This window comes from Thermithiobacillus plumbiphilus, assembly GCF_038070005.1.
In the GTDB taxonomy this organism is placed as follows: Bacteria; Pseudomonadota; Gammaproteobacteria; order Acidithiobacillales; family Thermithiobacillaceae; genus JBBPCO01.
Genome location: NZ_JBBPCO010000001.1, coordinates 193,360 through 217,851, shown reverse-complemented (window position 1 = coordinate 217,851; position 24,492 = coordinate 193,360). Strand labels below are relative to the sequence as shown.

General features: G+C 62.0%; 21 protein-coding genes. 9 read left to right on the top strand and 12 right to left on the bottom strand.

The genetic code is table 11. The features are described from left to right. Positions 1–84: 84 nt before the first annotated feature. The 11 genes from rpsA to mtnA form a co-directional block, all read right to left on the bottom strand. The gene (gene rpsA, locus WOB96_RS01060; RefSeq protein ID WP_341369409.1) at positions 85–1,794 is read right to left on the bottom strand and encodes a 30S ribosomal protein S1; all 1,710 of its coding nucleotides are present in this window, start codon (positions 1,792–1,794) and stop codon (positions 85–87) included. Between the two features lie 64 nt (positions 1,795–1,858). Beyond that, entirely contained in the window at positions 1,859–2,554 is a 696-nt protein-coding gene (cmk, locus tag WOB96_RS01055; RefSeq protein ID WP_341369408.1) for a (d)CMP kinase, read from the bottom strand. A 28-nt stretch (positions 2,555–2,582) separates the two neighbouring features. Next, positions 2,583–3,905 carry a 3-phosphoshikimate 1-carboxyvinyltransferase gene (gene aroA / locus WOB96_RS01050; RefSeq protein ID WP_341369407.1) on the bottom strand — a complete coding sequence of 441 codons (1,323 nt, stop codon included), beginning with the start codon at positions 3,903–3,905 and terminating at the stop codon, positions 2,583–2,585. After that, positions 3,898–4,815: a prephenate dehydrogenase gene (locus tag WOB96_RS01045; RefSeq protein ID WP_341369406.1), complete on the bottom strand. Its 918-nt coding sequence runs from the start codon at positions 4,813–4,815 to the stop codon at positions 3,898–3,900. The genes aroA and WOB96_RS01045 overlap by 8 nt, the downstream gene beginning before the upstream one ends. After that, complete coding sequence (aroF, locus tag WOB96_RS01040) at positions 4,816–5,832, bottom strand: 3-deoxy-7-phosphoheptulonate synthase (RefSeq protein ID WP_341369405.1); 1,017 nt, start codon at positions 5,830–5,832, stop codon at positions 4,816–4,818. It lies immediately after the preceding gene. Continuing rightward, a complete protein-coding gene (hisC, locus tag WOB96_RS01035) occupies positions 5,829–6,977 on the bottom strand; it encodes a histidinol-phosphate transaminase (protein ID WP_341369404.1) in 1,149 nt (382 codons plus the stop codon). Before hisC ends, aroF begins: the two co-directional genes overlap by 4 nt. Beyond that, complete coding sequence (gene pheA / locus WOB96_RS01030; protein WP_341369403.1) at positions 6,978–8,069, bottom strand: prephenate dehydratase; 1,092 nt, start codon at positions 8,067–8,069, stop codon at positions 6,978–6,980. Positions 8,070–8,147: 78 nt separating this feature from the next. Then, positions 8,148–9,728, bottom strand: coding sequence for a phosphoglycerate dehydrogenase (gene serA, locus WOB96_RS01025; RefSeq protein ID WP_341369402.1), 1,581 nt, complete (start codon positions 9,726–9,728; stop codon positions 8,148–8,150). A gap of 72 nt (positions 9,729–9,800) precedes the next feature. After that, positions 9,801–10,883, bottom strand: coding sequence for a 3-phosphoserine/phosphohydroxythreonine transaminase (gene serC / locus WOB96_RS01020; RefSeq protein WP_341369401.1), 1,083 nt, complete (start codon positions 10,881–10,883; stop codon positions 9,801–9,803). 18 nt (positions 10,884–10,901) lie between these two features. Next, positions 10,902–13,466 carry a DNA gyrase subunit A gene (gyrA, locus tag WOB96_RS01015; protein ID WP_341369400.1) on the bottom strand — a complete coding sequence of 855 codons (2,565 nt, stop codon included), beginning with the start codon at positions 13,464–13,466 and terminating at the stop codon, positions 10,902–10,904. Positions 13,467–13,529: 63 nt separating this feature from the next. Next, the gene (gene mtnA, locus WOB96_RS01010) at positions 13,530–14,570 is read right to left on the bottom strand and encodes an S-methyl-5-thioribose-1-phosphate isomerase (protein WP_341369399.1); all 1,041 of its coding nucleotides are present in this window, start codon (positions 14,568–14,570) and stop codon (positions 13,530–13,532) included. Between the two features lie 94 nt (positions 14,571–14,664). On the opposite strand from mtnA, the gene WOB96_RS01005 reads away from it, so the two are divergent. The 4 genes from WOB96_RS01005 (at position 14,665) to WOB96_RS00990 (ending at position 18,885) form a co-directional block, all read left to right on the top strand. Then, complete coding sequence (locus WOB96_RS01005; protein WP_341369398.1) at positions 14,665–15,984, top strand: TRZ/ATZ family hydrolase; 1,320 nt, start codon at positions 14,665–14,667, stop codon at positions 15,982–15,984. Between the two features lie 40 nt (positions 15,985–16,024). After that, positions 16,025–16,726, top strand: coding sequence for a bifunctional 2-polyprenyl-6-hydroxyphenol methylase/3-demethylubiquinol 3-O-methyltransferase UbiG (gene ubiG, locus WOB96_RS01000; RefSeq protein ID WP_341369397.1), 702 nt, complete (start codon positions 16,025–16,027; stop codon positions 16,724–16,726). Between the two features lie 24 nt (positions 16,727–16,750). Beyond that, complete coding sequence (locus WOB96_RS00995; protein ID WP_341369396.1) at positions 16,751–17,428, top strand: HAD-IA family hydrolase; 678 nt, start codon at positions 16,751–16,753, stop codon at positions 17,426–17,428. Positions 17,429–17,499: 71 nt separating this feature from the next. Beyond that, positions 17,500–18,885, top strand: coding sequence for an amino acid permease (locus WOB96_RS00990; protein ID WP_341369395.1), 1,386 nt, complete (start codon positions 17,500–17,502; stop codon positions 18,883–18,885). A gap of 9 nt (positions 18,886–18,894) precedes the next feature. On the opposite strand, the gene WOB96_RS00985 is transcribed toward WOB96_RS00990, so the two are convergent. Then, positions 18,895–19,794 carry a DMT family transporter gene (locus tag WOB96_RS00985; RefSeq protein WP_341369394.1) on the bottom strand — a complete coding sequence of 300 codons (900 nt, stop codon included), beginning with the start codon at positions 19,792–19,794 and terminating at the stop codon, positions 18,895–18,897. Positions 19,795–19,914: 120 nt separating this feature from the next. Between WOB96_RS00985 and dapC the strand changes: the two genes are divergently transcribed. From dapC to WOB96_RS00960, 5 genes are read left to right on the top strand one after another with little or no spacing between them, the layout of a single operon-like run. Next, positions 19,915–21,114: a succinyldiaminopimelate transaminase gene (dapC, locus tag WOB96_RS00980; RefSeq protein WP_341369393.1), complete on the top strand. Its 1,200-nt coding sequence runs from the start codon at positions 19,915–19,917 to the stop codon at positions 21,112–21,114. A gap of 4 nt (positions 21,115–21,118) precedes the next feature. After that, on the top strand, positions 21,119–21,940 hold the full coding sequence (gene dapD / locus WOB96_RS00975; RefSeq protein WP_341369392.1) for a 2,3,4,5-tetrahydropyridine-2,6-dicarboxylate N-succinyltransferase: 822 nt from the start codon (positions 21,119–21,121) through the stop codon (positions 21,938–21,940). Between the two features lie 14 nt (positions 21,941–21,954). Then, positions 21,955–22,338 (top strand): arsenate reductase, encoded by a 384-nt coding sequence (locus WOB96_RS00970; protein WP_341369391.1) that lies wholly within the window; start codon positions 21,955–21,957, stop codon positions 22,336–22,338. 54 nt (positions 22,339–22,392) lie between these two features. Then, positions 22,393–23,538: a succinyl-diaminopimelate desuccinylase gene (dapE, locus tag WOB96_RS00965; protein WP_341369390.1), complete on the top strand. Its 1,146-nt coding sequence runs from the start codon at positions 22,393–22,395 to the stop codon at positions 23,536–23,538. Positions 23,539–23,597: 59 nt separating this feature from the next. Further along, positions 23,598–24,359 (top strand): septal ring lytic transglycosylase RlpA family protein, encoded by a 762-nt coding sequence (locus tag WOB96_RS00960; RefSeq protein ID WP_341369389.1) that lies wholly within the window; start codon positions 23,598–23,600, stop codon positions 24,357–24,359. Positions 24,360–24,492: the final 133 nt, after the last annotated feature.

Sequence of the window (24,492 nt, the reverse complement as noted above, 5' to 3'; positions counted from 1 at the left end):
TGTCCCCGAGCATGAAATGTTGTTAGGAAGCAAGGCACATCAAGAAAGGAACCCCCGGCCACCGCGGTGGCCGGGGTTGCAGGTTTATTTTTCTTCCTGCTTCTTCTTCATCTGTTCCTTGAGCAGCTCGCCAAGGTTGGTCGTTCCAGCGGAAGCATTGCGGCTGTACTGCGCCACGGCTTCCTTTTCCTCCTGGGCCGACATGGCCTTGATCGACAGATGTATGGCGCGACTCTTGCGGTCGATGTTGCTGACCATGGCCTGCACCTTGTCGCCAACCTTGAACTGGTTGCGGGCATCCTCGACGCGGTCGCGCGACATTTCGCGAGCCGGCAGGTAGGCTTCGATGCCGTCGGCCAGGCGGACTTCGGCGCCCTTGGCATCGACAGCGGTCACTTCACCTTCCACGACACTGCCACGATCATTCACGCCGACGAACTGACCGAAGGGATCGCCTTCGAGCTGCTTGATGCCCAGGCTGATGCGCTCGCGTTCGGGGTCGACGGCCAGCAGGACGGCCTGGACGGTATCACCCTTCTTGTAGTCGCGGACCGCTTCCTCACCGGGTTTGTCCCAGGACAGATCGGACAGATGGATCAGGCCGTCAATGCCGCCATCCAGGCCAATGAACACGCCGAAATCGGTGATGCTCTTGATCTGGCCCTCGATCTTGTCGCCCTTCTGATGATTGCCAGCAAATTCTTCCCAGGGATTGGGCAGGCACTGCTTCATGCCCAGCGAGATGCGGCGGCGTTCCTGGTCGATGTCGAGCACCATGACCTCGACTTCCTGGCCGACGTGCACCAGCTTGCTCGGATGCACGTTCTTGTTGGTCCAGTCGATCTCGGAGACGTGCACGAGGCCTTCAACCCCATCCTCGATCTCGACAAAGGCGCCGTAATCGGTGATGTTGGTGACCTTGCCAAACAGACGGGTACCTTCGGGATAGCGGCGGGCCAGATCCTTCCAGGGATCATCGGCCAGTTGCTTGAGACCCAGCGAGATGCGGCCGCGCTCCTTGTCGAACTTGAGCACCTTGACGCGGATCTCGTCACCGACATTGACCACTTCGGTGGGATGCTTGACGCGCTTCCAGGCCATGTCGGTGATGTGCAGCAGGCCGTCGATGCCGCCAAGGTCGATGAAGGCGCCATAATCGGTCAGGTTCTTGACGGTACCGACAACGATCTGGCCTTCCTCGATGCTCGCCATCAGGGCATTGCGCTCGGCACTGGCTTCCTTCTCGACGATGGCACGGCGGGAAACGACCACGTTGTTGCGCTTGCGATCAAGCTTGATGACCTTGAATTCCAGGTCCTTGCCTTCCAGATGCGTGGTATCGCGCAGCGGGCGCACATCCACCAGGGAGCCGGGCAGGAAGGCGCGGATGCTTTCAATCGAAACGGTAAAGCCACCCTTGACCTTGCCGCTGATGACGCCGTGAACGATGGCATCGGCCTCGAAGGCCTTCTCCAGTTCGACCCAGGACTTGGCGCGGCGAGCCTTCTCGCGGGAGAGCTTGGTTTCACCCGTGCCATCCTCGACGCTTTCCAGGCAGACTTCCACCATGTCGCCCACCTTGACTTCGAGGACGCCCTCGGCATTTCTGAACTGCTCTGCAGGAATCGCGCCTTCGGATTTCAGCCCTGTGTCGACGATCACCACGTCATTATCCACATGAACCACTTCGCCGATGATCAGTTCACCCGGCTTGAGTGCCTGGGTTGTCTGGCTTTGCTCGAACAGCTCGGCAAAGCTGGGTTCATGCTGGACTACGGCGGTCGCGTTGGTCATAAGAGTACTTACCTCAAGGTTGATAAATGGCTCCCGGACGAATCCGGAAACTGTTGCAGGAACACTAGGTGCTCCCGGTGGTTGAACGAAAAATGGCTGCTTCCACCATGGGCCACAGCCGGGCAAAGCTTTCGTCGATGCCCTGGCCCGTGGTATCCACGATGATTGCATCGGCAGCCGGCTTGAGCGGGGCTACCGTCCGAGAACTGTCACGCAGGTCCCGCGCTTCGATATCCCGCTGAATCTGTTCAAGATTAACACTTACGTTTTGGGCTCTCAACTGGTTTGCGCGCCTTTTCGCGCGTTCCTCGGCCGTAGCGGTCAAAAAGATCTTCAGTGTGGCCTCGGGAAAGACCACGGTGCCCATGTCCCGGCCATCCGCGACCAGTCCAGGCGCTTGGCGAAACTGTCGCTGGCGTTCAAGCAGGGCATCGCGCACCGGTGCCAGCACGGCAATCCGCGAGGCAAAGGCGCCAATGGCATCCGCCCGGATGGCCTGGGTCACCGGCTCTCCATTCAGAAAGATCTCCACATCCCCCCTGGGACATTCCTCAAAGCGGATGTCGAGCTCTGCCGCGAGCTTCAACAGGGCTGTCTCGTCCTCAGGCGAAATGCCCTGCCTTTCGGCCGCCAGGGCCAGGAGGCGATAGATGGCGCCGCTATCCAGAAAATGCCAGCCAAGCGCCGCCGCCAGTTTGCGCGTCAGCGTGCCCTTGCCGACACCGCTGGGTCCATCCAGGGTAATGACTGGCACATTCATGACAGACCCTGTCTGGCGGGACTCTGCATCAGGCACCCTCCTCCAGTCGCAAGCCAAGACCAGCGGCACGCGCCAAGTCCGGAAAGCCCGGGAATGAGGTCGCGACATTGCGGCAGTCGCGAATATGAATCGGCCCCTTCGCCACCAGGCCCGCCATGGCAAAGGACATGGCAATGCGATGGTCGCCGTGGCTGTCCACGCTTCCGCCCTGGATCAGGCCGCCATCGATGATCATGCCGTCTTCCGTGGCCTCCGCCGCAACGCCCAGTGCCTGCAGCCCGGTCGCCATGACGGCAATGCGATCACTTTCCTTGACGCGCAGTTCATGCGCCCCGGTGAGCACGGTCCTGCCCGTCGCGCAGGCCGCGGCGACGAAGATGGCCGGAAACTCGTCAATCGCCAGCGGCACGAGCTTCTCGGGAATGCAGATGCCGGTCAGACGGGAGCTGCGGATGTGGATATCCGCCACCGGCTCGCCACCGACTTCACGCAGATTCAAGAGATCGATGCGACCGCCCATGCGGGTGAGGATCTCGATGACACCGGTGCGGGTGGGATTGACGCCAACGTCCTCCAGCACCAGATCGGCATCCGGGCTGATCAGGGCGCCCACCATGAAAAAGGCCGCCGAGGAGATGTCCGAAGGGACCTGCACCCGTGTGCCATGGAGATTACCGCCGCCGCGCAGGGTGATGGTCGTCTCTTCGCGCCGCACGGCATAGCCAAAGCCCTGCAGCATGCGCTCGGTATGATCCCGGGTTGGAGCGGGCTCGGTGACACTGGTCTCGCCTTCGGCAAAGAGGCCCGCGAGCAGGACAGCGGACTTGACCTGGGCACTGGCGACAGGGAGCTCGTAATGTATGCCCTGAAGCCGAGGATTTCCCTGGATGTGCAAGGGCGGCCGACCACCCTCGGCAGATTCGATCCGCGCCCCCATCTGCTCCAGCGGGCGGATGACCCGGCCCATGGGGCGACGGTGCAGACTGGCATCTCCCTGCAGAATGCTCGAGAATGGCTGGCCGGCGAGGATGCCCGCCAGTAGCCGCATGGAAGTACCAGAATTGCCGCAATCGATGGCGACTTCCGGCGCCCGCATGCCGCGCAGGCCCAGCCCGCGAATCTGCAGCGCGCCGTTTACCGGGCCTTCGGCCTGCACGCCCATGGCGCGGAAAGCACCCAGCGTGGCCAGCACGTCCTCGCCTTCCAGGAGACCACTGACCTGCGTCTCCCCGTCCGCCAGGGCGCCGAGCATGACGGCCCGGTGCGAGATCGATTTGTCACCCGGCACGCGGAAACGGCCCTTGATCGAGCCGCCAGCTTCCACGATGTAGTCCAGTCTGCTCTCAGTCATTCTGCTTCAAACCTTCAGGATGTGGGCCAAAGAGCGCATCACGCGCCATCTTTCCCCGGGAAAAACGTTTTTGTAGCGCCTCACCGTCTTCGATTGCCAGGGCGGTGGCCAGCGAGTCGAGCTGTTGCCTGTAATCCGCGAGTATCTCCAGCAGGGCCTGACGATTCTGGAGGCTGATGTCGGCCCAGAGCACCGGATCGCTACTGGCAATCCTGGAAAAGTCACGAAACCCACCGCCCAGCAACGCCGCGATCTGTTGCTGCTGTGGATGCCCCGCCACCAGATCCAGCAGGACATAGGCCAGCAGATGCGGTAGATGACTGGTCAGCGCCAGCATCTGATCGTGCAGGCCAGCATCCATTTCATGCACCTCACTGCCCACGGCCTGCCACAAGGCGCGCACGATGCGCAGGGCGCGCTGCTCGGTGCCCTGACTCGGCGTCAGCACGCAGGAACGATCCGCAAACAGGGCCGGCAAGGCAGCCTCGATGCCATGCTGCTCGCGTCCGGCAATGGGATGCGCGCCCACGAATCGGCCACCGAACAGCGCCTCCCCGGCTTTCACAATGCCGGCCTTGACGCTGCCGACATCGGAAATGACCGCGTGCCCGGGACAGACCGGCGCGATCTGCGCCATGACTGAAGGCATCACACCTGGGCCCATGCACAAAATGACGAGATCGGCCGTCTCAACGGCTGCCTGCATGCTGGTCGCTGAGGCATCCACGGCGCCCCTGGCCCGCGCCAGGTCGGCCTCGCTCTCACGGCGATTGAAGCCGATGATGCGTCCCGCAAACCCGGCGGCCTTGAGCGCAAGCCCCAGCGAACCACCGATCAGGCCAACCCCCAGGATGGCGATGGTACCGACCTCAGCCAGCGCTTCAGCGCCGGATGCGGCTTTGGCATTCATCTAGAGATCGCGACCCAGTATATGGGCAATCCCTGCCAGATCCTGCATGAGATCCTTCAGTTGCTGCGGATTGAGTGCCTGATCGGCATCGCACCAGGCTTCCGAGGGGCAGGGATGGGTCTCGATCAGCAGGCCGTCCGCACCCACGGCAACCGCCGCCCGGCTCAGGGCCGGCACCAGCCAGGCCTTGCCGCCGGCATGGCTCGGATCGATGATCACCGGCAGGTGCGTTTCCTTCTTCAGTACCGGAATCGCGGTCACGTCGAGCACATTGCGGTACTGGGTCTCGAAGGTGCGAATGCCACGTTCGGCAAAGATGATTCGCTGATTGCCCTGAGCAGCAATATATTCGGCGGCCATCAGCCAGTCCTTGATGGTGGCGCTCATGCCGCGCTTGAGGATCACCGGCACGTCCAGCCGACCCACTTCTTTCAGAAGATCGAAGTTCTGCATGTTGCGGGTGCCGATCTGGATGACGTCAACGCCCTTTTCCAGAAAGAGGTCGATCTTGCGTACATCCATCAGCTCGGTGACGACCGGGAGATTGTACTTGCTGGCCGCGTTCTTGAAGTAATCCAGGCCGATGTCGCCAAGCCCCTGGAAGGCATAGGGACTGGTGCGCGGCTTGAAGGCACCACCGCGCATCAGGCGGCAACCGGCCTCATGCACGGCCTTGGCCGACAGGTCCATCTGCTCCTGGGATTCCACCGAGCAGGGCCCGGAAATGATCTGCACCGTCTTGCCGCCCAGCGGCACGCCAGCGATGTCGATGACGGTATCGGTGGACTTGAACTCGCGGCTGACCAGCTTGTAGGGCTTGAGGATGGGTAACACCTGCTCCACACCCGTCATGGACTCGAATGCCCCTTCGGCCAGTTTGCGTTCATCACCGATGGCGCCGATGACCACACGCTCCGCGCCACGGGTCAGGTTGGGCGTCAGACCCAGGGATTCGATCCGGTCGAGAACCTGTTGCACTTCCGATTCACTGGCCTGGGGTTTCAGTACGATAATCATGCGTTTACACCTTGAAGTTCATGCGGGTTGTGATGGCTCAGGACCTGCTCCAGGGCCCGAAGGAAGCGTGCGTTTTCGTCCGGCAGACCAATGGTGACACGCAGAAAATCCGGCATGCCGTAGTTGGCAACCGGTCGGACGATGACACCTTGGCGGAGCAGGCCCTCGTAAATCGGTGCCGCGGTCTGGCCAAGATCGATGGCCAGAAAATTCCCGGCCGAAGGCAGCGCGGATAGGTTCAGCTTCCGGATGCCATCGAGGATCTGCGCCATGCCCTGGGTATTGAGCTCCCGGCTACGCTGCAGATGGGTGTCATCCTCCAGCGCGGCTTCGGCGGCGGACAGGGCCGCGGCATTGACATTGAAAGGCTGACGCACGCGCTCGAGCAGGCTGATCAGCTGTGGGTTACCCATGGCGTAGCCCACCCGCAGACCCGCCAGTCCGTAGATCTTGGAGAAGGTCCGCGCCACCAGCAGGTTCGGAAAACGGGCCAGCCAGCGCGTGCCGTCCGGGTGGTCAGCAGCCGTGACATACTCGAAATAGGCCTCGTCCAGCACCACCAGCACATGGGCGGGCACGCCTTCCAGGAAATTTTCCAGACTGGCGGCATCGAGTAGCGTACCCGTGGGATTGTTCGGGTTGGCGACGAAAACCAGCCGGGTCCTGTCATTGACCAGCGCCGCCATGGCATCCAGGTCATGGCCATATTCGAGTGCCCTGGCCACCCGCGCCCGGGAGCCCACTGCCTGAGTCATGATGGCATAGACCGCAAAGGCATGTTCGGAAAAGATGACCTCGTTTTCCGGCGTCACGAAGGCACGGGTGACCAGCTCCAGGATCTCGTTGGAGCCATTGCCGATGATGAACTGCTCCGGCGTCAGATCCAGATGGCGAGCCAATGCCGTTTTCAAGGAAAAGGCGGCGCCATCGGGATAGCGGGCCAGATCAGCGCGAACTCGCGCCAGGGCTTCGAGCGCCCGGGGGCTTGGACCCAGGGGATTCTCGTTCGAAGCCAGCTTGATGGCATTGCTGACCCCGTACTCGCGCTCCAGGGTTTCGATGGGCTTGCCCGGCTGATAAGGCGTAAGCCCGGCCACGCCAGGCGCGGTCAGAGAAAGAAAGATATTGTCTGAAGATGTCGCCATTTAGAACACTGCCTGAGGATATGATCCCAACAATTTGAAATAGGTAGCCTTTTTTTCCAGTTCCGCAAGCACGGGCTGCAGTTCGGGTGTTTCTGCGTGGCCTTCCAGATCCAGAAAAAAGACGTATTGCCACAATCCATGCCGGGCCGGGCGGGACTCGATGCGGGTCATGCTGATGCCGGCAGCCGCTATGGGCTGGATGAGTTCCTGCAGGCTGCCGGGGCGATTGGGCGCGGACAGCACCAGCGAGGTCTTGTCCCGTCCCATGGGTGCGACATCCTGCTGGCCAATGACCAGAAACCGGGTGGTGTTTTCCGAATCGTCCTCGATGCCCGCAGCAAGGATCTCGAGCCCATAGATCTCGGCAGCCACGGTGGTGGAAATGGCGCCGGCCCCCTCCTCATCCCGGGCGCGCCGGGCCGCCTCGGCATTGCTGGACACCTCGATCAGGGTGAGATGCGGCGCGTGCTCGGCCAGCCAGCGCCGGCATTGCGCGCGCGTCTGGTAATGCACGTACAGACGCTGCATATCCTTGATCGCCGTCCCGCGAGAGACGAGATTGTGCACGATCCGCAATTGCACTTCGCCCGCGATCCTCAGGGGAAACTCCAGCAGGTGATCCAGGGTGAGATTGACCGAACCTTCGGTGGAATTCTCCACCGGGACCACGCCGAAATCAGCCTGGGAAGCCTGGACCTGCCTGAACACCTCGCCAATGCTCGAAACCGGCTGCAGGTTCGCGGCCTGGCCAAAGTGCTTGCGCGCCGCCAACTGGGTAAAGGTGCCCTCCGGGCCGAGATAGGCCACGGTGACCGGTTTTTCCAGTGCCAGGCAAGCGGACATCACTTCCCGGAAGAGTCGCCCGACTGCTTCGTCAGTCAGCGGGCCCTGATTGGCGGACATCAGGCGCTGCAGAACGGCCGCTTCCCGCTCCGGCCGCCAGAACTGTGCATCACCGGTCTGCTGCTTGAGCTCCCCGACCTGTCTGGCGAGCCCCGCCCGCCGGTTCAGAAGACTCAATATCTGATCGTCGAGCGCATCGATCTCGGTGCGCAAGTCCGCTAATGTCGCAAGTCTGGTATTGTCAGCCATAGACCCATGATCGAAAGATCGCCAAAAACAAGCGCGCCCCCGAAACCGAGGGCGCGACGTCCTCAAAACCGGGCTAGTTTACAACGTCAGCATACGCGCTTCTAGCACATTCGGCAGTTTTTGCAGTTTTTGCAGCAGATCCTTATCAATCGAGGCGTCTACAGCGACAAAGGAAACGGCGCGTCCGCCGGGACATTCGCGCCCCAGATGGAAGCTCGCGATATTGATGCCCTGCTCGGCCAGGAAGGTGCCAAGATGGCCGATAAGGCCGGGCTGGTCCTGGTTGGCGATATAAAGCACCTTGCCAGACAGCCCCATTTCCAGGTCCATGTTGTTGATGGATACAAGGCGGGGCTGATGGCCATGCACCAGGGTGCCGGCCACCTCCAGACTGCCCTGATCCATGACCAGCGTCACCCGAATGCGGGAACGCAGCTCCTGCGCCTGCTCGCGGCTGCTTTGATCGATCTCGATCCCGCGTTCACGGGCCAGGAAAGGCGCATTAACCAGATTGATGGTTTCCGGCAGCATGCATTGCAGCACGCCCTTGACGATGCTGGTGGTGATGGGCTTGGTATTGAGCCGCGATACCTCGCCGGCATATTCGATCTCGATGCGGCGCAGACCGGAACTGGCCAGTTGGCCCAGCACCATGCCCAATTTTTCGCCCAGATTGATGTAGGGCTGCAGTACCGGCAGCTCGGTTTCGGCCACGGCCGGGATGTTGACGGCATTCTGGACCACGCTACGCAGCAGGAAGGCGCTGATCTGCTCGGCCACCTGGATGGCGACATTGATCTGGGCTTCTTCGGTGGAGGCGCCCAGATGCGGGGTGCAGATGAAGTTGTCCAGATCGAGCAGCGGATTGTCCTTGGGCGGCTCGGTCTCAAAGACATCCAGGGCGGCGGCGCGCAGCTTGCCGGACTTCAGGGCCTCATGGAGATCCGCTTCATTGACGATGCCGCCACGCGCGGCATTGATGACGATCGCGCCCTGCTTCATCTTGCTGAGATTGGCCGCATTGATGAGATTGCGGGTACTGTCGGTCAAGGGCGTATGGATGGTGATGAAGTCCGCCCGGGCAAACAGATTATCGAGATCAACCAGCTCCACCCCGAGATCATCCGCCCTGGCCTTCGAGATGTAAGGATCATAGGCAATGACGTGCATGCCGAGCCCCTGGGCGCGCTGTACCACCAGCGAACCAATATTGCCGGTGCCGATCACACCCAGGGTCTTTTGATAGAGCTCGACGCCCTCAAAGCGGTTTTTTTCCCATTTGCCCGCCCTGAGGCTGGCGGTGGCCTGCGGGATCATGCGCGCCGTCGACATCATCAGCGCGATGGTATGCTCGGCCGTGGTGACAGTGTTGCCAAAGGGCGTGTTCATGACGATCACGCCCTGCTTGCTGGCCGCCGGGATGTCGACATTGTCCACGCCAATACCGGCCCGGCCGATCACCTTCAGTTTCCCGGCGGCCGCCAGGATGTCGGCAGTCACCTTGGTGGCCGAACGGATCGCCAGACCATCATAATCGCCGATGATGGCCTTCAGATCGTCCGGGGAGAGCCCGGTTCTCACATCCACCTCAAGCCCCTGCTCCCGAAAGATCTGCTCGGCACGGGGGGACATCTTGTCGCTGATCAGGACCTTTGGCATGCGTTGCTCCTTTCTTGAATCAAGCCCGCCATCAGACCAGCCAGACCGCAAGGGCCGGCAGGGTTGCAGACTTCAGCCGTGTTGTGCTGCAAATTCCCGCATGAATGCAACCAGGGCATCCACTCCTTCCTCGGGCATGGCATTATAGATCGAGGCCCGCATGCCACCGACCGAGCGATGGCCCTTGAGCTGCACCAGGCCACGGGCCTTGGCTTCCTTGAGGAAGCCCTCGTCCAGGGCCGGATCACGCAGGGTGAACGGCACATTCATGCGCGAGCGGTTGTTTTTGGCCACGGGTGAAGCATAGAAATCATTGCTGTCGATGAGACCGTAGAGCTTCTGCGCCTTGCGGATGTTGATCTGCTCCATGCCCGCCAGGCCGCCCTGCCTTTTGAGCCACTGAAACACCAGACCGGCCACGTAGACGGCGAAGGTGGGTGGCGTGTTGTACATGGACTCGTTGTCCGCCTGGATCCTGTAGTCCAGCATGGTCGGGGTGATCGGCAGGGCATGGCCCAGCAGATCCTCGCGCACGATGACCAGGGTCAGACCGGCAGGCCCGATATTCTTCTGGGCCCCGGCATAGATCAGGCCGTAGCGGCTGACATCGATGGGCTTTGACAGGATGTGCGAGGAGGCATCGGCCACCAGCGGCACCTCACCCGTATCGGGGGTGAAGTCGAACTCCACCCCGCCAATGGTCTCGTTGGTGGTGACATGCACATAGGCGGCCTCGGGATCGAGGCGCCAGTCGGACTGCGGCGGAACGTAGCTGAAGTTGCGGTCCTCGCTGCTGGCGACGACGTTGACCTGGCAGTATTTCTTCGCCTCGCTGATGGCCTTTTTCGACCATTGTCCGGTATTGACGTAATCCGCCTTCTGCCGACCGCGCAGCAGGTTCAGCGGCACCATGGCAAACTGCAGGCTGGCACCGCCCTGCAGGAAGAGCACCTTGTAAGTATCGGGAATCTGCATCAGCTCGCGCAGGTCGGCCTCGGCCTGAGCGGCGATGCCCATGAACTCCTTGCCGCGGTGGCTCATTTCCATAACGGACAAACCCGCGCCCTGCCAGTCCACGAGATCCCGCTGCGCCTGTTCGAGCACCTCGACCGGCAAGGCTGCCGGTCCCGCGCTGAAATTATAGATTCTGGTCATTGTTTCGCCGTCCTATGCTCATTCCGCTGGATTGATTTCAGTATCGCAGGGCGCTTCTTCGTCCCCTTGGTCGGTTTCCGCGACCCGTGCCATGCCGATCAGCTTTTCACCTTCTCCGGACTTGATCAGGCGCACGCCCTGGGTGTTGCGCCCGACCTGGGAGATACCCGCGGCTGGCGTGCGCACCAGGGTTCCACCATTGGTGATGAGCATGATTTCATCGCGGGGGCTCACCACCAGGGCGCCGACCACCTTGCCATTGCGGGCGGATGTCTGGATCGAGATCACCCCCTGCCCACCCCGGCTCTGGGACCGGTACTCGGATTCCGGCGTACGCTTGCCATAACCTTCCTCGGTGGCGGTGAGCACATCGCACCCGGGTTCGATGGGCTGCCCGGAAATGACCCGGTCGCCCTTGGCGAGACTGATGCCGCGCACGCCGCGGGCATTGCGGCCCATGGGACGGACCTCGGCCTCATTGAAGCGGATCGCCTTGCCTTCATGGCTGAACAGGATGATTTCCCGCTGGCCGTCCGTCAGGCAGACGCTCACCAACCGATCGCCATCGTCGAGACTCAGGGCAATGATGCCATTGGTGCGCGGCCGGGAGTAATCCATCAGAGGGGTCTTTTTCACCACTCCCTGCTCCGTTACCATGCAGATGTATTCGCCCTCGGTAAACTGCTTGACCGGCAGCACGGCGGTGATCGCCTCTCCATGCCCCAGGGGCAGCAGGTTGACAATGGGCTTGCCCTTTGCCGTGCGGCTGGCATTGGGCAATTGATAGACCTTCTGCCAGTAGACCTTGCCGAAGTTGGAGAAAAACAGCACGTACTGCAGGGCGGAGGCGCAGAACATGCGCTCGACGAAATCCTCCTCGCGCATGGCGGTCGCGGCCTTGCCCCGGCCACCCCGCCGCTGGGCGGTGTATAGCGCCGCCGGCTGCGCCTTCACATAGCCTGCATGGGTGAAGGTGACGATCATCTCCTCATCGGGGATGAGATCCTCGATATCGATATCCGCCGCGGCATCGATGATCTCGGTGCGCCGCTCATCACCGTACTGGGCCATGATGGCTTCCAGTTCGCCACGCACCACCTCCATCAGGCGCTCATCCCGGGCCAGGATCTCCATCAGATGATCGATCTGGTTCAGGATGTTCTTGTATTCCTCGAAGATCTTTTCCTGCTCAAGACCGGTCAGACGGTGCAGACGCAGCTCAAGTATGGCCTGGGCCTGGGCCTCGGACAGATGATAGCCGTCGGGCTGCAGCCCCTGATCCAGCAGGCCGCTGTCGGCGCTGGCGCGGGCCACCATCTCCGCCACGATACCGGCTTCCCAGATGCGGGAAACCATGGCCAGCTTGGCCTCGGCGGGGCTCGGCGCGGCCTTGATCAGGGCAATCAGGGGATCGATATTGGTCAGGGCGACGGCGAGACCTTCCAGGATATGGGCGCGCTCGCGGGCCTTGCGCAACTCAAAGATGGTTCGACGCGTGACCACTTCGCGGCGATGCTGGATGAAGGCGTCCAGCAGCTCGCGCAGGTTCATGGTGCGCGGCTGGCCATCGAGCAGGGCCACCATGTTGATGCCGAACACGGTCTGCATCTGGGTATAGAGATACAGGTTGTTGAGCACCACTTCGTGCATGGCGTCGCGCTTGAGCTCGATCACCATGCGCATGCCGGACTTGTCCGACTCGTCGCGCAGGTCGGAGATGCCCTCGACCTTCTTTTCCTTGACGAGCTCTGCAATCTTTTCCAGCAGCCGTGCCTTGTTCACCTGGTAAGGCAGTTCGGTGACGATGATGGTCTCCCGCCCGCTCTTGCGGTCGGTTTCCAGCTCGGTGCGGGCGCGGATGACCACCCGGCCCCGACCGGTGCGGTAGGCCTCGCGAATGCCGCTGCGGCCATTGATGATGGCGGCGGTGGGGAAATCCGGGCCCGGCACGATCTCGAGCAATTCCTCGGTGCTGATGGCGGGATTGCCGATCACGGCCAGGCAGGCGGAAACGATTTCGCGCAGGTTGTGCGGCGGGATATTGGTGGCCATGCCCACCGCAATGCCGGCCGAGCCGTTGACCAGCAGGTTCGGGACGCGGGTAGGCAGGACCAGCGGTTCGCGCTCGGACTCGTCATAGTTGAGTCCGAAATTGACGGTTTCCTTGTCGATATCAGCCAGCAATTCGTGAGCCAGGCGCGCCATGCGCACCTCGGTGTAACGCATGGCGGCGGGATTGTCACCGTCCACGGAACCGAAGTTGCCCTGGCCATCGATCAGCGGATAGCGCAGCGAGAAGGTCTGGGCCATGCGCACGATGGTGTCATATACCGCGGTATCGCCATGCGGATGGTACTTACCGATCACGTCACCAACTACGCGGGCCGATTTCTTGTAGGCCTTGTTCCAGTCATTGCCCATTTCGTGCATGGCATAGAGCACGCGCCGATGCACGGGCTTGAGTCCATCCCGGGCATCCGGCAACGCGCGGCCGACGATCACGCTCATGGCGTAATCGAGATAGCTCTGGCGCATTTCCTCTTCGAGACTGACCGGAATGGTTTCCTTGGCAAAATCCGTCATTGTCTGGCTGTTTCCTGTAAAAACATTTATAAAATAGAATTATACCTCAAAATCCCTTTTGTTTCACGTCTCTATCAATTGCTGCATGCGTGCCGCAGTCGGCGACTCCACCACGCCCCTTTCGGTGACGATGGCAGTAATGAGCTCTGCCGGCGTGACGTCAAAGGCCGGGTTGACCGCCTGGGTGCCGAGAGGTGCCAGCTGCACGCCACGGACCTGGGTGATTTCCTCGGCGGGACGCTCTTCGATATGGATATCGGCCCCGGTGGGCGTTGCAAAGTCGATGGTGGAAGTGGGTGCGGCGACGATGAAGGGAATGCCGTGATAACGGGCCAGCACGGCGAGACCATAGGTGCCGATCTTGTTGGCCGTATCGCCATTGGCCGCGATGCGGTCGGCGCCCACCACCACGGACTGAATCCTGCCGGCCGCCATCAGGCTGGCGGCGGCGCTATCGACCACCAGATTCACGGGAATGCCGTCCTGCTGCAGTTCCCAGGCGGTCAGGCGCGCGCCCTGCCACCAGGGACGGGTTTCATCGGCATAGACCTGGACCTTGCGCCCCTGCTCCACCGCCGCGCGAATGATGCCAAGTGCCGTGCCGTAACCGCCGGTGGCAAGACTGCCGGTATTGCAGTGGGTCAGTACGCCCGAGTCCGCCGGAATGAAGCGCGCCCCGGCCTGGCCCATGCGCCGGTTGGCCTCCACATCCTCGCTGGCGATGCGCTGCGCCTCGGCCAGCAAGGCGGCAAAGCTCTGCTCGCCATTCTCTATCGCATCCAGAATGCGGTTCTGGCGGGCAATGGCCCAGGCCAGGTTGACGGCCGTGGGTCGCGCGGCATTGAGCACATCAGCCGCCGCCTGTACTCGCTCCCGCCAGTCCACATGCTGGCCGAATTCGCGGGCCGCCAGGGCCATGCCGTATGCGGCGGTGATGCCAATGGCCGGCGCGCCACGCACCACCATGTCGCGGATGGCATCAGCGGTGGCCCGAAAATCCTGCAGTACCAGATAGGATACTTCATGCGGCAGCACGCGCTGGTCGAGCAGATGAAGCGCATCATCCTGCCAACGCACGGCGCGGACCGTATCGATTTCATGCATAAGCTGGTCGCCCGGAATAAAAACACTAGTATAATCCCTGACAGCCGATTTGCCACGGGAGGCCGCCAGATGCGGCCCGGAACAGGAACAACATATGCCCCAACGCGCCGACACCCTGATTGAAGCCCGCTGGATCGTGCCGATGACGGCTCGCGACCTGGTACTTGAACAACATGCCCTGGTGATCCAGGGCGGCCTGATCGCAGCGATTTGCCCCATCGAGGAAGCCCGGCGCGAATGGGACTGCGCCGAAACCATCAAGCTGCCCGAGCATGTCCTGCTGCCGGGATTCGTCAATGCCCATACCCATGTCGCCATGACGCTGTTTCGCGGCATGGCCGATGATCTGCCACTGATGGACTGGCTGCAGAATCATATCTGGCCGGCCGAACAGCGTCTGGTGGACAGGGATTTCGTACGCGCCGGCACCCGGCTGGCCTGCGCCGAGATGATCCGCAATGGCACCACCTGCTTCAACGATATGTACTTCTTCCCGCGTGAAACGGCCGAGACCGCCAGCGACATGGGCCTGCGCGCCAGCATCGGGCACGTCATCATCGACGTACCGACGCGCTATGCGGCCAATGCCGGGGAATATCTGGCCAAGGCCGAGGAGATGCAGGCGACCTTTCAGGCCCTGCCACGCATTTCCAGCATGCTCGCGCCACATGCGCCCTATACAGTCAGCGACGACACCCTGAAACAAGTACTGGCACTTGCCGAGCGGCTGGACCTGCCCCTGCACATGCACATCCATGAAACCGCAGCGGAAGTGGCGCAGTCGGTAGAAAAATACGGCATGCGACCCCTGGCCCGGCTGGACCAGCTAGGAATCCTGTCACCGCGCCTGCTGGCGATCCACATGACGCAACTGACGGATGAGGAAATTGCGCTGTGTGCGGCGCGCGGCGTCAGCATCGGCCATTGCCCCCAGTCCAATCATAAGCTAGCTTCAGGAGCTGCACCGATTGCCGCACTGCAGGGCGCCGGTGTCGGCCTGGCGCTGGGGACTGATGGTGCGGCCAGCAACAATGATCTGGACATGCTCGCCGAGATGCAGAGCGCCGCCCTGCTGGCCAAGGGTGCGAGTGCGGATGCCTCGGTCCTGCCTGCCTGGGATGCCCTGGCAATGGCCACGCTGGGTGGGGCGCAGGCAATTGGCATCGGGGATCGCGCGGGTAGCCTGGCCGTGGGCAAGATGGCGGACTGCATCGCTATCAATCTCGATCATCCCGCCACTCAGCCGGTATTCAATGTGGTGTCGCAGATCGTCTATGCCGCAGGACGCGATCAGGTAACAGACGTCTGGGTCGAGGGCGAGCGCTTGCTGGCATCCAGCAGCTTCACCCGTATCGACTGGCCGGCCCTGCGTCAGGAAGTGCAGGACTGGCGCGACAGGATTCGCGGCAAGTAAGCACATTCAGGAATTTGACAAAATCACGGAAGGAACGCCGATGCTGAACATGGATGTCCAGGAAATCCAGAAGTTCGAGAATCTCGCCCACCGCTGGTGGGACCCGACCGGCGAATTTCGCCCGCTGCACGATATGAATCCCCTGCGGGTGTCCTTCATTGCCGAGTGTGCCGGGGGCCTGGCGGGCAAGCGGGTGCTGGATCTGGGTACCGGCGGCGGCATCCTCGCCGAGAGCATGGCGCGTATGGGCGCCGAGGTGCTGGGCATCGATCTGGGGCAGGCGCCACTGGCGGTGGCCGAACTGCATGCCCGCGAGCATGGCGTGCCGGTGACCTACCGGCTGGTTTCCGCCGAGGAACTCGCCGAGGAGCAGCCGGCGAGCTTCGATGTGGTGGCCTGCATGGAGGTAATCGAGCACGTGCCGGATCCCGCCTCGACCATCGCCGCCTGCGCCCGATTGGTCAAACCTGGGGGGCACGTCTTTTTCGCCACCATCAACCGCAACCCGAAGAGCTATCTCTACGCCATTCTCGGCGCGGAATACCTGTTGCGCATGCTGCCGCGCGGCACCCATGACTACGACAAGCTGATCCGTCCCTCGGAAATGCTGCGCTGGGCCGAAGCCGCGGGCCTGCGCGCCAAATCCTTCGAGGGCGTGACCTACAACCCGCTGACCCGGCGCTTTCGGCTGACGTCCGACGTCAGCGTGAACTACATGGGCCATTTCCAGCGCCCCGCCTGACCCTCAGCTTTACTGGAGCTCTCGATGCCGACTCCCCGCCGGGCAGTCCTTTTTGATCTCGATGGCACCCTGGCCGATACCGCGCCGGACCTTGCCCATGCCCTGAACGTCACCCTCATCCAGCATGATCGCCCGCCCTTGCCGCTGGATCAGATCCGCCCGGTGGCATCCCAGGGTGCGCGAGGGCTTCTGAAACTGGGTCTTGGGCTGGAGCCGGGCATGTCCGGCTTTGCCGAGGCCCGCCAGATGCTGCTGGATACCTATGCCGCCAACATTGCGCGGGAAACCGCCCTTTTCCCTGGCATGAACGAGATCCTTGCAGGACTGGAATCCAGCGGCACACCCTGGGGCGTGGTCACCAACAAGCCGGATTATCTCACCCGTGCCCTGCTCGAAGGGCTTGGCCTGTTGCAGCGCGCCGCAGTGGTGGTCAGCGGTGATACCTTGCCGGTCAGCAAACCCGACCCGGCACCGATCCTGCATGCAGCAAGCTTGCTGGATCTGCCCGCCGCGTCTACGCTCATGATTGGCGATGATCGCCGCGACATACAAAGCGCCCATGGCGCGGGAGCCGGGGCCTGGGCGGCATTGTGGGGCTATATTGCAGAGCAGGATCAACCGATGTTCTGGGAAGCGGATCGACTGCTGGCCGACGTAAAAACCCTCCATGACGCACTGAGGGAAAGCGGCTATATGGATTAGGAACCCGCCCCTTGCGCGCAAGCATCAACACAAAAAGCCAGGGCCACCGGCATTGGTTCTAGGGAGATCGCATGAGCCTGTTTCGCACCAAATCGATTGAAAGTGCCCTGGAACAGGGCAAGAGTGGTCTGCATCGGGCACTCGGAGGGATGGATCTCGTGCTGCTGGGGATCGGGGCGGTCATTGGCACCGGCATCTTCGTGCTGACCGGTATAGCCGCGGCCAACAATGCCGGACCCGCGATCACCTTGTCCTTCGTGGTTTCCGGCCTTGCAGCCATCCTTGCAGCCCTGGTCTATGCCGAACTGGCGTCATCAGTCCCCATTGCCGGCAGCGCCTACACCTATTCCTATGTGTCTCTCGGTGAGTTTCTGGCCTGGCTGATCGGCTGGGATCTCATGCTCGAATACGGCGTGGCCTCATCCGTGGTGGCCATCGGCTGGTCGGGATATTTCAATCACATTCTCGAAGCCCTGGGGATTTCACTTCCGGTAGCACTGACCAAGGCGCCGCACGAAGGCGGCATCATGAACCTGAGCGCCTTCATCATCATTCTGCTGGTGAGCGCGGTGCTTGCCATCGGCGTCAAGCAAAGCAGCCGCTTCAACAACGTGGTGGTGATGATCAAGCTTGCCGTCATTGCGCTGTTCATAATCGTGGCCGCAAAACACGTCGATGTGAAACTCTGGCAGCCTTACATGCCCTTCGGCTGGCAGGGTGTGATGAGCGGGGCGGCGCTGATCTTCTTTGCCTATATCGGCTTTGATGCCGTATCCACGGCTGCCGAGGAGGCGCGCAACCCGCAGCGCGATCTACCCATCGGCCTGCTCGGTTCTCTGCTGGTCTGCACCCTGATCTACCTCGTGGTCTCGGCCGAGCTGACTGGCCTGCTGCCCTATCATCAGCTCGATGTCTCCTATCCGGTCGCTTACGCCCTGGCTCGGGTTGGCGAGCACCTTGCCTCCAGCCTGATTGCCGTGGGCGCCATCGCCGGTCTGACCTCGGTATTGCTGGTGCTGCTCTATGCCCAGAGCCGGATATTTTTCTCGATGTCGCGCGACGGCTTGCTGCCACCGGTGTTCTGCGCCGTGCACCCGCGCTTCAGGACACCGACGCGCATCATTCTGCTCACGGGGGTCATGGCTGCCATGGTTGCCGGTTTCCTGCCCATCCATGAGGTGGCGGGCCTGGTGAATGCCGGCACGCTCACAGCCTTCGTGCTGGTCTCCTTCAGCGTACTGGTGCTGCGGCGCACACGCCCGGATCTGCCCCGCCCCTTCAAAACGCCTTTCATGCCCTGGACGCCGATCCTGGCCATCATCTTCTGTACCTATCTGATCGCGAGCCTGTCCGCCTTCACCCTCAAGAGCTTTGCGATCTGGACTGCCATTGGCCTGATCGTATATTTCTTCTATGCCCGCAGCCACAGCCATCTGGCAACCAGGCCCAATGGTTGAAGAAATCCTTCAGGGCTGCGTTGCCGGGTGGCCCTGGTCCGTATCCCTGGCCTCCAGCCAGGCGGCACTGACGATGAACAGCGCCCCGACCCACTCCAGCAGGGCAATCGTTTCCCCGGCAAGCAAGGCTGCGGAGACAGCACCGACGATGATCTCGAACAGCATGATCACTGACGAGCGCCCAACTTCCATATGCACTACCCCAAACTGGATCAGCAAGGTTGCCAGCATCAGCCAGCCAAGGGTAAAGAGCGCTATCTGAAGGAAAAGTACGCCAGAGACTGAGGGCGTGCCGCCGGATTCCAGCAGAACGGCAATCAGGGCGAACAGGGCGACCCCGATCCAGACAGCACCAGCCCGATTGGCATTGGACATGCCCGGCGAGAATCGCAGGGTGATGTTGGTGGCAGCAAAGGCGATGCCAGCGCTCAGGGCCAGCCAGTCGGCGCGGATCAGGGGTGTCTCTGCCAGCTTGCGCGGATCACCATGAACCAGCACCAGCAGCGCCCCTGTCAGAGCGATCAGCATGGCCAGCAGGCGATACGCGCTCAGCCGCTCGCCAAGGAAGATCCTGCCCCCCAGAATGCTCCAGACCGGGGCCAGATAGAAAAGCAGCAGGACGCGCACTACCTGCCCCTCGAGTACTGCAAACGAAAAGGCGACATTGGTCCAACCGCCGAAGATGACGAGCAACAGCAGCACGCCCGGCGCCTGCCGCCAGTCTCTGCGGCTGCGCCACATCCAGGGCAGGGCAACCAGGGCGGCAAGCCCGTAGCTGGCGAACAGCATCCAGCCGCCGCTAAGTCCGGCTGTCTCGAAGTGACGCAGGGGCCACCACATGGTCCCCCAGAGGGTGGCACCAAGCAGGAGCGCGGCAATTGGCTGCCAGTCTGATTTCTTTTCAGTCATGCTGTTTCCTGGAATCCGGAATGGATGAAACATGAACGAGGCTGGCCCTGCGCGCCCCGGAACTTTGCAGATGGCACCTGATTGTTCCTATAATGGCGCTTTTCTCCGGGAAGCCGCACATTGAACCCACGTCTTGCAGGCCTGCAGGCCTATCCCTTCGAACGGCTCGCCGCACTCAAGCGCGGTCTGACGCCCCCCGCCTCGTTCCACGCCATCGATCTGTCCATCGGCGAACCGAAACATGCGGCGGCGCATCAGGTGACCGAGAGCATCATCGAGCACCTGCACGGGATTTCCCAGTACCCCAAGACTGCCGGTCTGCCCGCCTTGCGCGAGGCCATTACGCGCTGGCTGGCCCAGCGATTTCAACTGCCGGCGGATTTTATCAGGGCTGACACGCATGTGCTGCCGGTCAATGGTACCCGCGAAGCGCTGTTTTCGATCGCCCAGGCGCTGCTGGACCCCTGCGCGTCTCCGCGCGAACAGGTCCTGATGCCGAACCCCTTTTACCAGATCTATGAAGGCGCGGCGATACTCGCGGGCGGCGAGCCGGTCTATCTCAATGCGGGCACGGATGGCCAGCCGGATTACCGGGCAGTGGATGAGGCGACCTGGCAGCGCACGCGTCTGCTCTACATCTGCTCGCCCAACAACCCGACTGGCGCGGTCCTGGCTCAGGATACCCTGGCCTATCTCATCGACAAGGCCCAGCAGCATGATTTCGTCATCGCCTCGGACGAGTGCTACAGCGAGATCTACCTCGATGAAGCAAACCCGCCGGTGGGCATCCTGCAGGCGGCTGCCAGCATGGGGCATCACAGCCTGAAAAGCTGCCTGGCCTTTCACAGCCTCTCCAAGCGTTCCAACATGCCGGGCGCGCGCTCGGGCTTCGTGGCGGGTGATCCGCAGATTCTCAAGGACTATCTGCTTTATCGCACCTATCTTGGGAATGCCACGCCGCCCTTCATTCAGTCCGGCGCGATTGCCGCCTGGCAGGATGAGGCGCATGTGTGCGCCAACCGCGCGGCCTATCGCGAGAAATTCACGGCAGTGCTGGATATTCTCGGCGGCAGCCTCGATGTCAGCGCGCCGGAAGCGGGCTTCTATCTCTGGCCCAAAGTGGGCGATGGCGAGGCCTTTGCCCGCGATCTGTTTGCTACTAAAAACGTCACAGTGTTGCCGGGCGCCTATCTGTCGCGCCAGAGCCAGGGACAGAATCCGGGCAAGGACCGCGTCCGCATCGCCCTGGTCGCCCCTTTGGAGGAATGCGTGGAAGCGGCCAGGCGCATCAGGGATTTCGTTGATTCAAATAAAGGATAAAGACATGGAAGCACTGCAGAAAATCATTGAAGAGGCTTTCGAGGCACGCGCCGAGATCACCCCGCGCAACGCCCAGCCGGAACTGCGCGAGGCCGTGCAGCACGTGATCGAGAGCCTGGACAAGGGCGTGCTGCGGGTGGCCGAGAAAAAGGACGGCCAGTGGATGACACACCAGTGGATCAAGAAGGCCGTGCTCCTGTCCTTCCGGCTGGAGGACAATGTCCGCATGAATGGCGGCGAGACCCAGTACTACGACAAGGTGCAGCCTAAGTTCGCCGACTACAACAGCAATGATTTTCGCACCGGCGGCTTTCGCGTGGTACCCGGCACCTCGGTGCGCAAGGGCTCCTTCATCGGCCGCAATGTGGTACTCATGCCCTCTTTTGTGAACATCGGCGCCTATGTCGATGAAGGCACCATGGTCGATACCTGGGCCACCGTGGGCTCCTGCGCCCAGATCGGCAAGAATGTACACCTCTCCGGTGGCGTGGGAATCGGCGGGGTGCTCGAACCGCTGCAGGCCAACCCCACCATCATCGAGGACAACTGCTTCATCGGCGCGCGCTCGGAAGTGGTCGAAGGCGTGATCGTCGAGGAGGGTTCGGTGATCTCCATGGGCGTGTATATCGGCCAGAGCACCAAGATCTTCAACCGCGAGACCGGCGAGGTCAGCTACGGGCGCATTCCGGCGGGCTCCGTGGTGGTATCCGGCAACCTGCCCTCCAAGGATGGCAGCTATAGTCTCTACTGCGCCGTGATCGTCAAGCAGGTGGACGCCAAGACCCGCTCCAAGGTCGGCATCAACGAATTGCTGCGCGATATCTGAGCAGGAGCGCCGGCGTGGTGCCTGCCGCGCCGGCGGATCAGATGCAATCCGCACAGACCACCCTTTACGGCATCAATACCTGCGATAGCTGCCGCAAGGCGCGACGCTGGCTCGATGAGCACGGCGTCAGTTATCGCTTCCATGATCTGCGTGTGGGCGACCTGAATGCCCCCCTGCTCGAAAGCTGGGCGGGGGCACTTGGCTGGGACGCGCTCCTGAATCGCCAGTCGACCACCTGGCGGCAACTGCCAGCAGAAGAAAAAGACGATCTGGAACCATCCCGGATTTGCCGGCTGCTGCTGGCATATCCCACCCTGATCAAGCGGCCCGTGCTGGCCCACGGTGGCATTCTGCAGCAGGGATTCCGGCCGGAGATTTACGCGAATCTGTTTGCCTGATGTCCATACTTCCATGTCCCAGACCAATGATTTTCAATGACCCAAGAGGATGACATGCCTAAGGAGCCCGTGCTCGAACTGACCGAGGCGCTCATCGCCCAGCCTTCCGTTACTCCTGCTGACAGGAACTGCCAGCAAATGATGATGAACAGGCTGGAGAAGGTCGGTTTCACCTGCACCCCCCTGCCCTTTGGCGAGGTCCAGAACTTCTGGGCGGAGCGTGGCGAGACAGGTCCGCTCTTCGTGTTTGCCGGACATACCGACGTGGTGCCGACCGGCCCCCTGGAGGCCTGGGAGAGCGACCCCTTCACGCCCAGCGTGCGTGATGGCGTGCTCTATGGCCGCGGAGCCGCGGACATGAAAGGGAGTCTCGCGGCCATGATCGTGGCCGTCGAGCGTTTCGTCGCCCTGCATCCGCAGCACACCGGGCGCATCGGCTTTCTGATCACCTCCGATGAGGAAGGGCCTGCCGTCAACGGTACGGTCAAGGTGGTGGAATGGCTGCGCCAGCAGGGTCGTCAGATCGATTACTGCCTGGTCGGCGAACCCTCCTCCTCGGAAAGCCTGGGAGATACCATCAAGAATGGCCGGCGTGGCTCCCTGAATGGAACCCTGCGGGTCAAGGGCGTGCAGGGCCACATCGCCTACCCGCACCTCGCGGATAACCCGATTCACCGGGCACTGCCGGCGCTGACCGAACTGAGCCAGATTCGCTGGGATGAGGGCAGCGAATATTTCGAGCCGACCTCATTGCAGATTTCCAATATTCATGCTGGTACGGGTGCGACCAACGTCATCCCAGGTGTCTGTGAGGTGGTTTTCAATTTCCGCTTTTCACCAATGGTCACCGATGCGGAACTGCGCGCGGGTGTGGAACATGTGCTGAAAGGCCATCAGCTCGACTATGATCTGACCTGGAACCTCTCCGGGCAGCCCTTCCTGACCCCGGTTGGCGAACTGGTGAGCGCCACGCAGGCGGCCATCCGCCAGGTCACTGGCGTGGATGCGCAGCTTTCGACCGGGGGTGGCACCTCGGACGGGCGCTTCATCGCGCCCACGGGCGCCCAGGTCATCGAGCTCGGGCCGCTCAATGCCAGCATCCACAAGCTCAACGAGCATGTCCGGGTTGCGGATCTCGCGCTCCTGGCCGAGATCTACCGGGAGATTCTGGAAAGGCTGCTGGCCGCAGCAGATCATTGAACGCTGACGCCTCGGCCGATACCACCGTTCCCGACTCAAACACCTGACGGAAGTGCTGCATGAAACACCCTTTCTCCGGATGCGCCAGCCTCATCCCGCGCGCGCCCGCCCTGCTCCTTCTGCTCCTCACACTGGCCGCCTGCAGCACCACCCCGCAGCGGCCGGACATCGGTTCACCCAACCTGCGTGCCGCCTACAACCGACCGTATACCATTCGCGGGCAGACCTATTACCCGATGGCCAGCAGTATCGGCTACCGGGAACGGGGGCTGGCGTCCTGGTATGGACATGAATCCGGCAACACCACCAGCATGGGTATGCGCTTTGATCCCGACGGCCTGAGCGCCGCGCACAAGACCCTGCCCCTGCCCACCTGGGCACGGGTGACCAATCTGGACAATGGCCGCTCGATCGAGCTGCTCGTCAATGACCGCGGGCCCTTCGTTCCTGGCCGCATCATGGATCTTTCCGCGGGCAGCGCCAGGGCACTGGGCATCACCGGCCTTGGGCGGGTCGAGATCGAGGCCCTGTCGGTTGCGCCGTCAACACCATCGCTGGCGCAAGGCCCGAGTGCTGCGCCTGATGCAAACACAGCCGGGTCAGCCGTTTATCTACAGGCCGGAGCGTTTTCCCGCGCTGAGAATGCCGAGCGCCGACGCCAGCAGTTGCAGGCAGCGGGTTTTGACAATGTTGATGTCGAGCGCAGAGGGCCTTATTTCCTGGTGCTGGTCGGCCCCTTTGCCAGCCCGGAGGCGCGTCAGGCAGCCAGCCTGCGACTCAGTGAAGCCGGCATCCATCACCTGCGCGAAGCGCGGCGCTGAGCAAATATCTGCGGATTCATTGCTGGACAATTCCTTTTCTCATCAGCGCTTAACCAGTGATATGATGTCACTTTGCAGCACTTTCCTGAATTCCAGTTTGATAAGTGGGTAATCACGAACTTTTCCTGCCAGG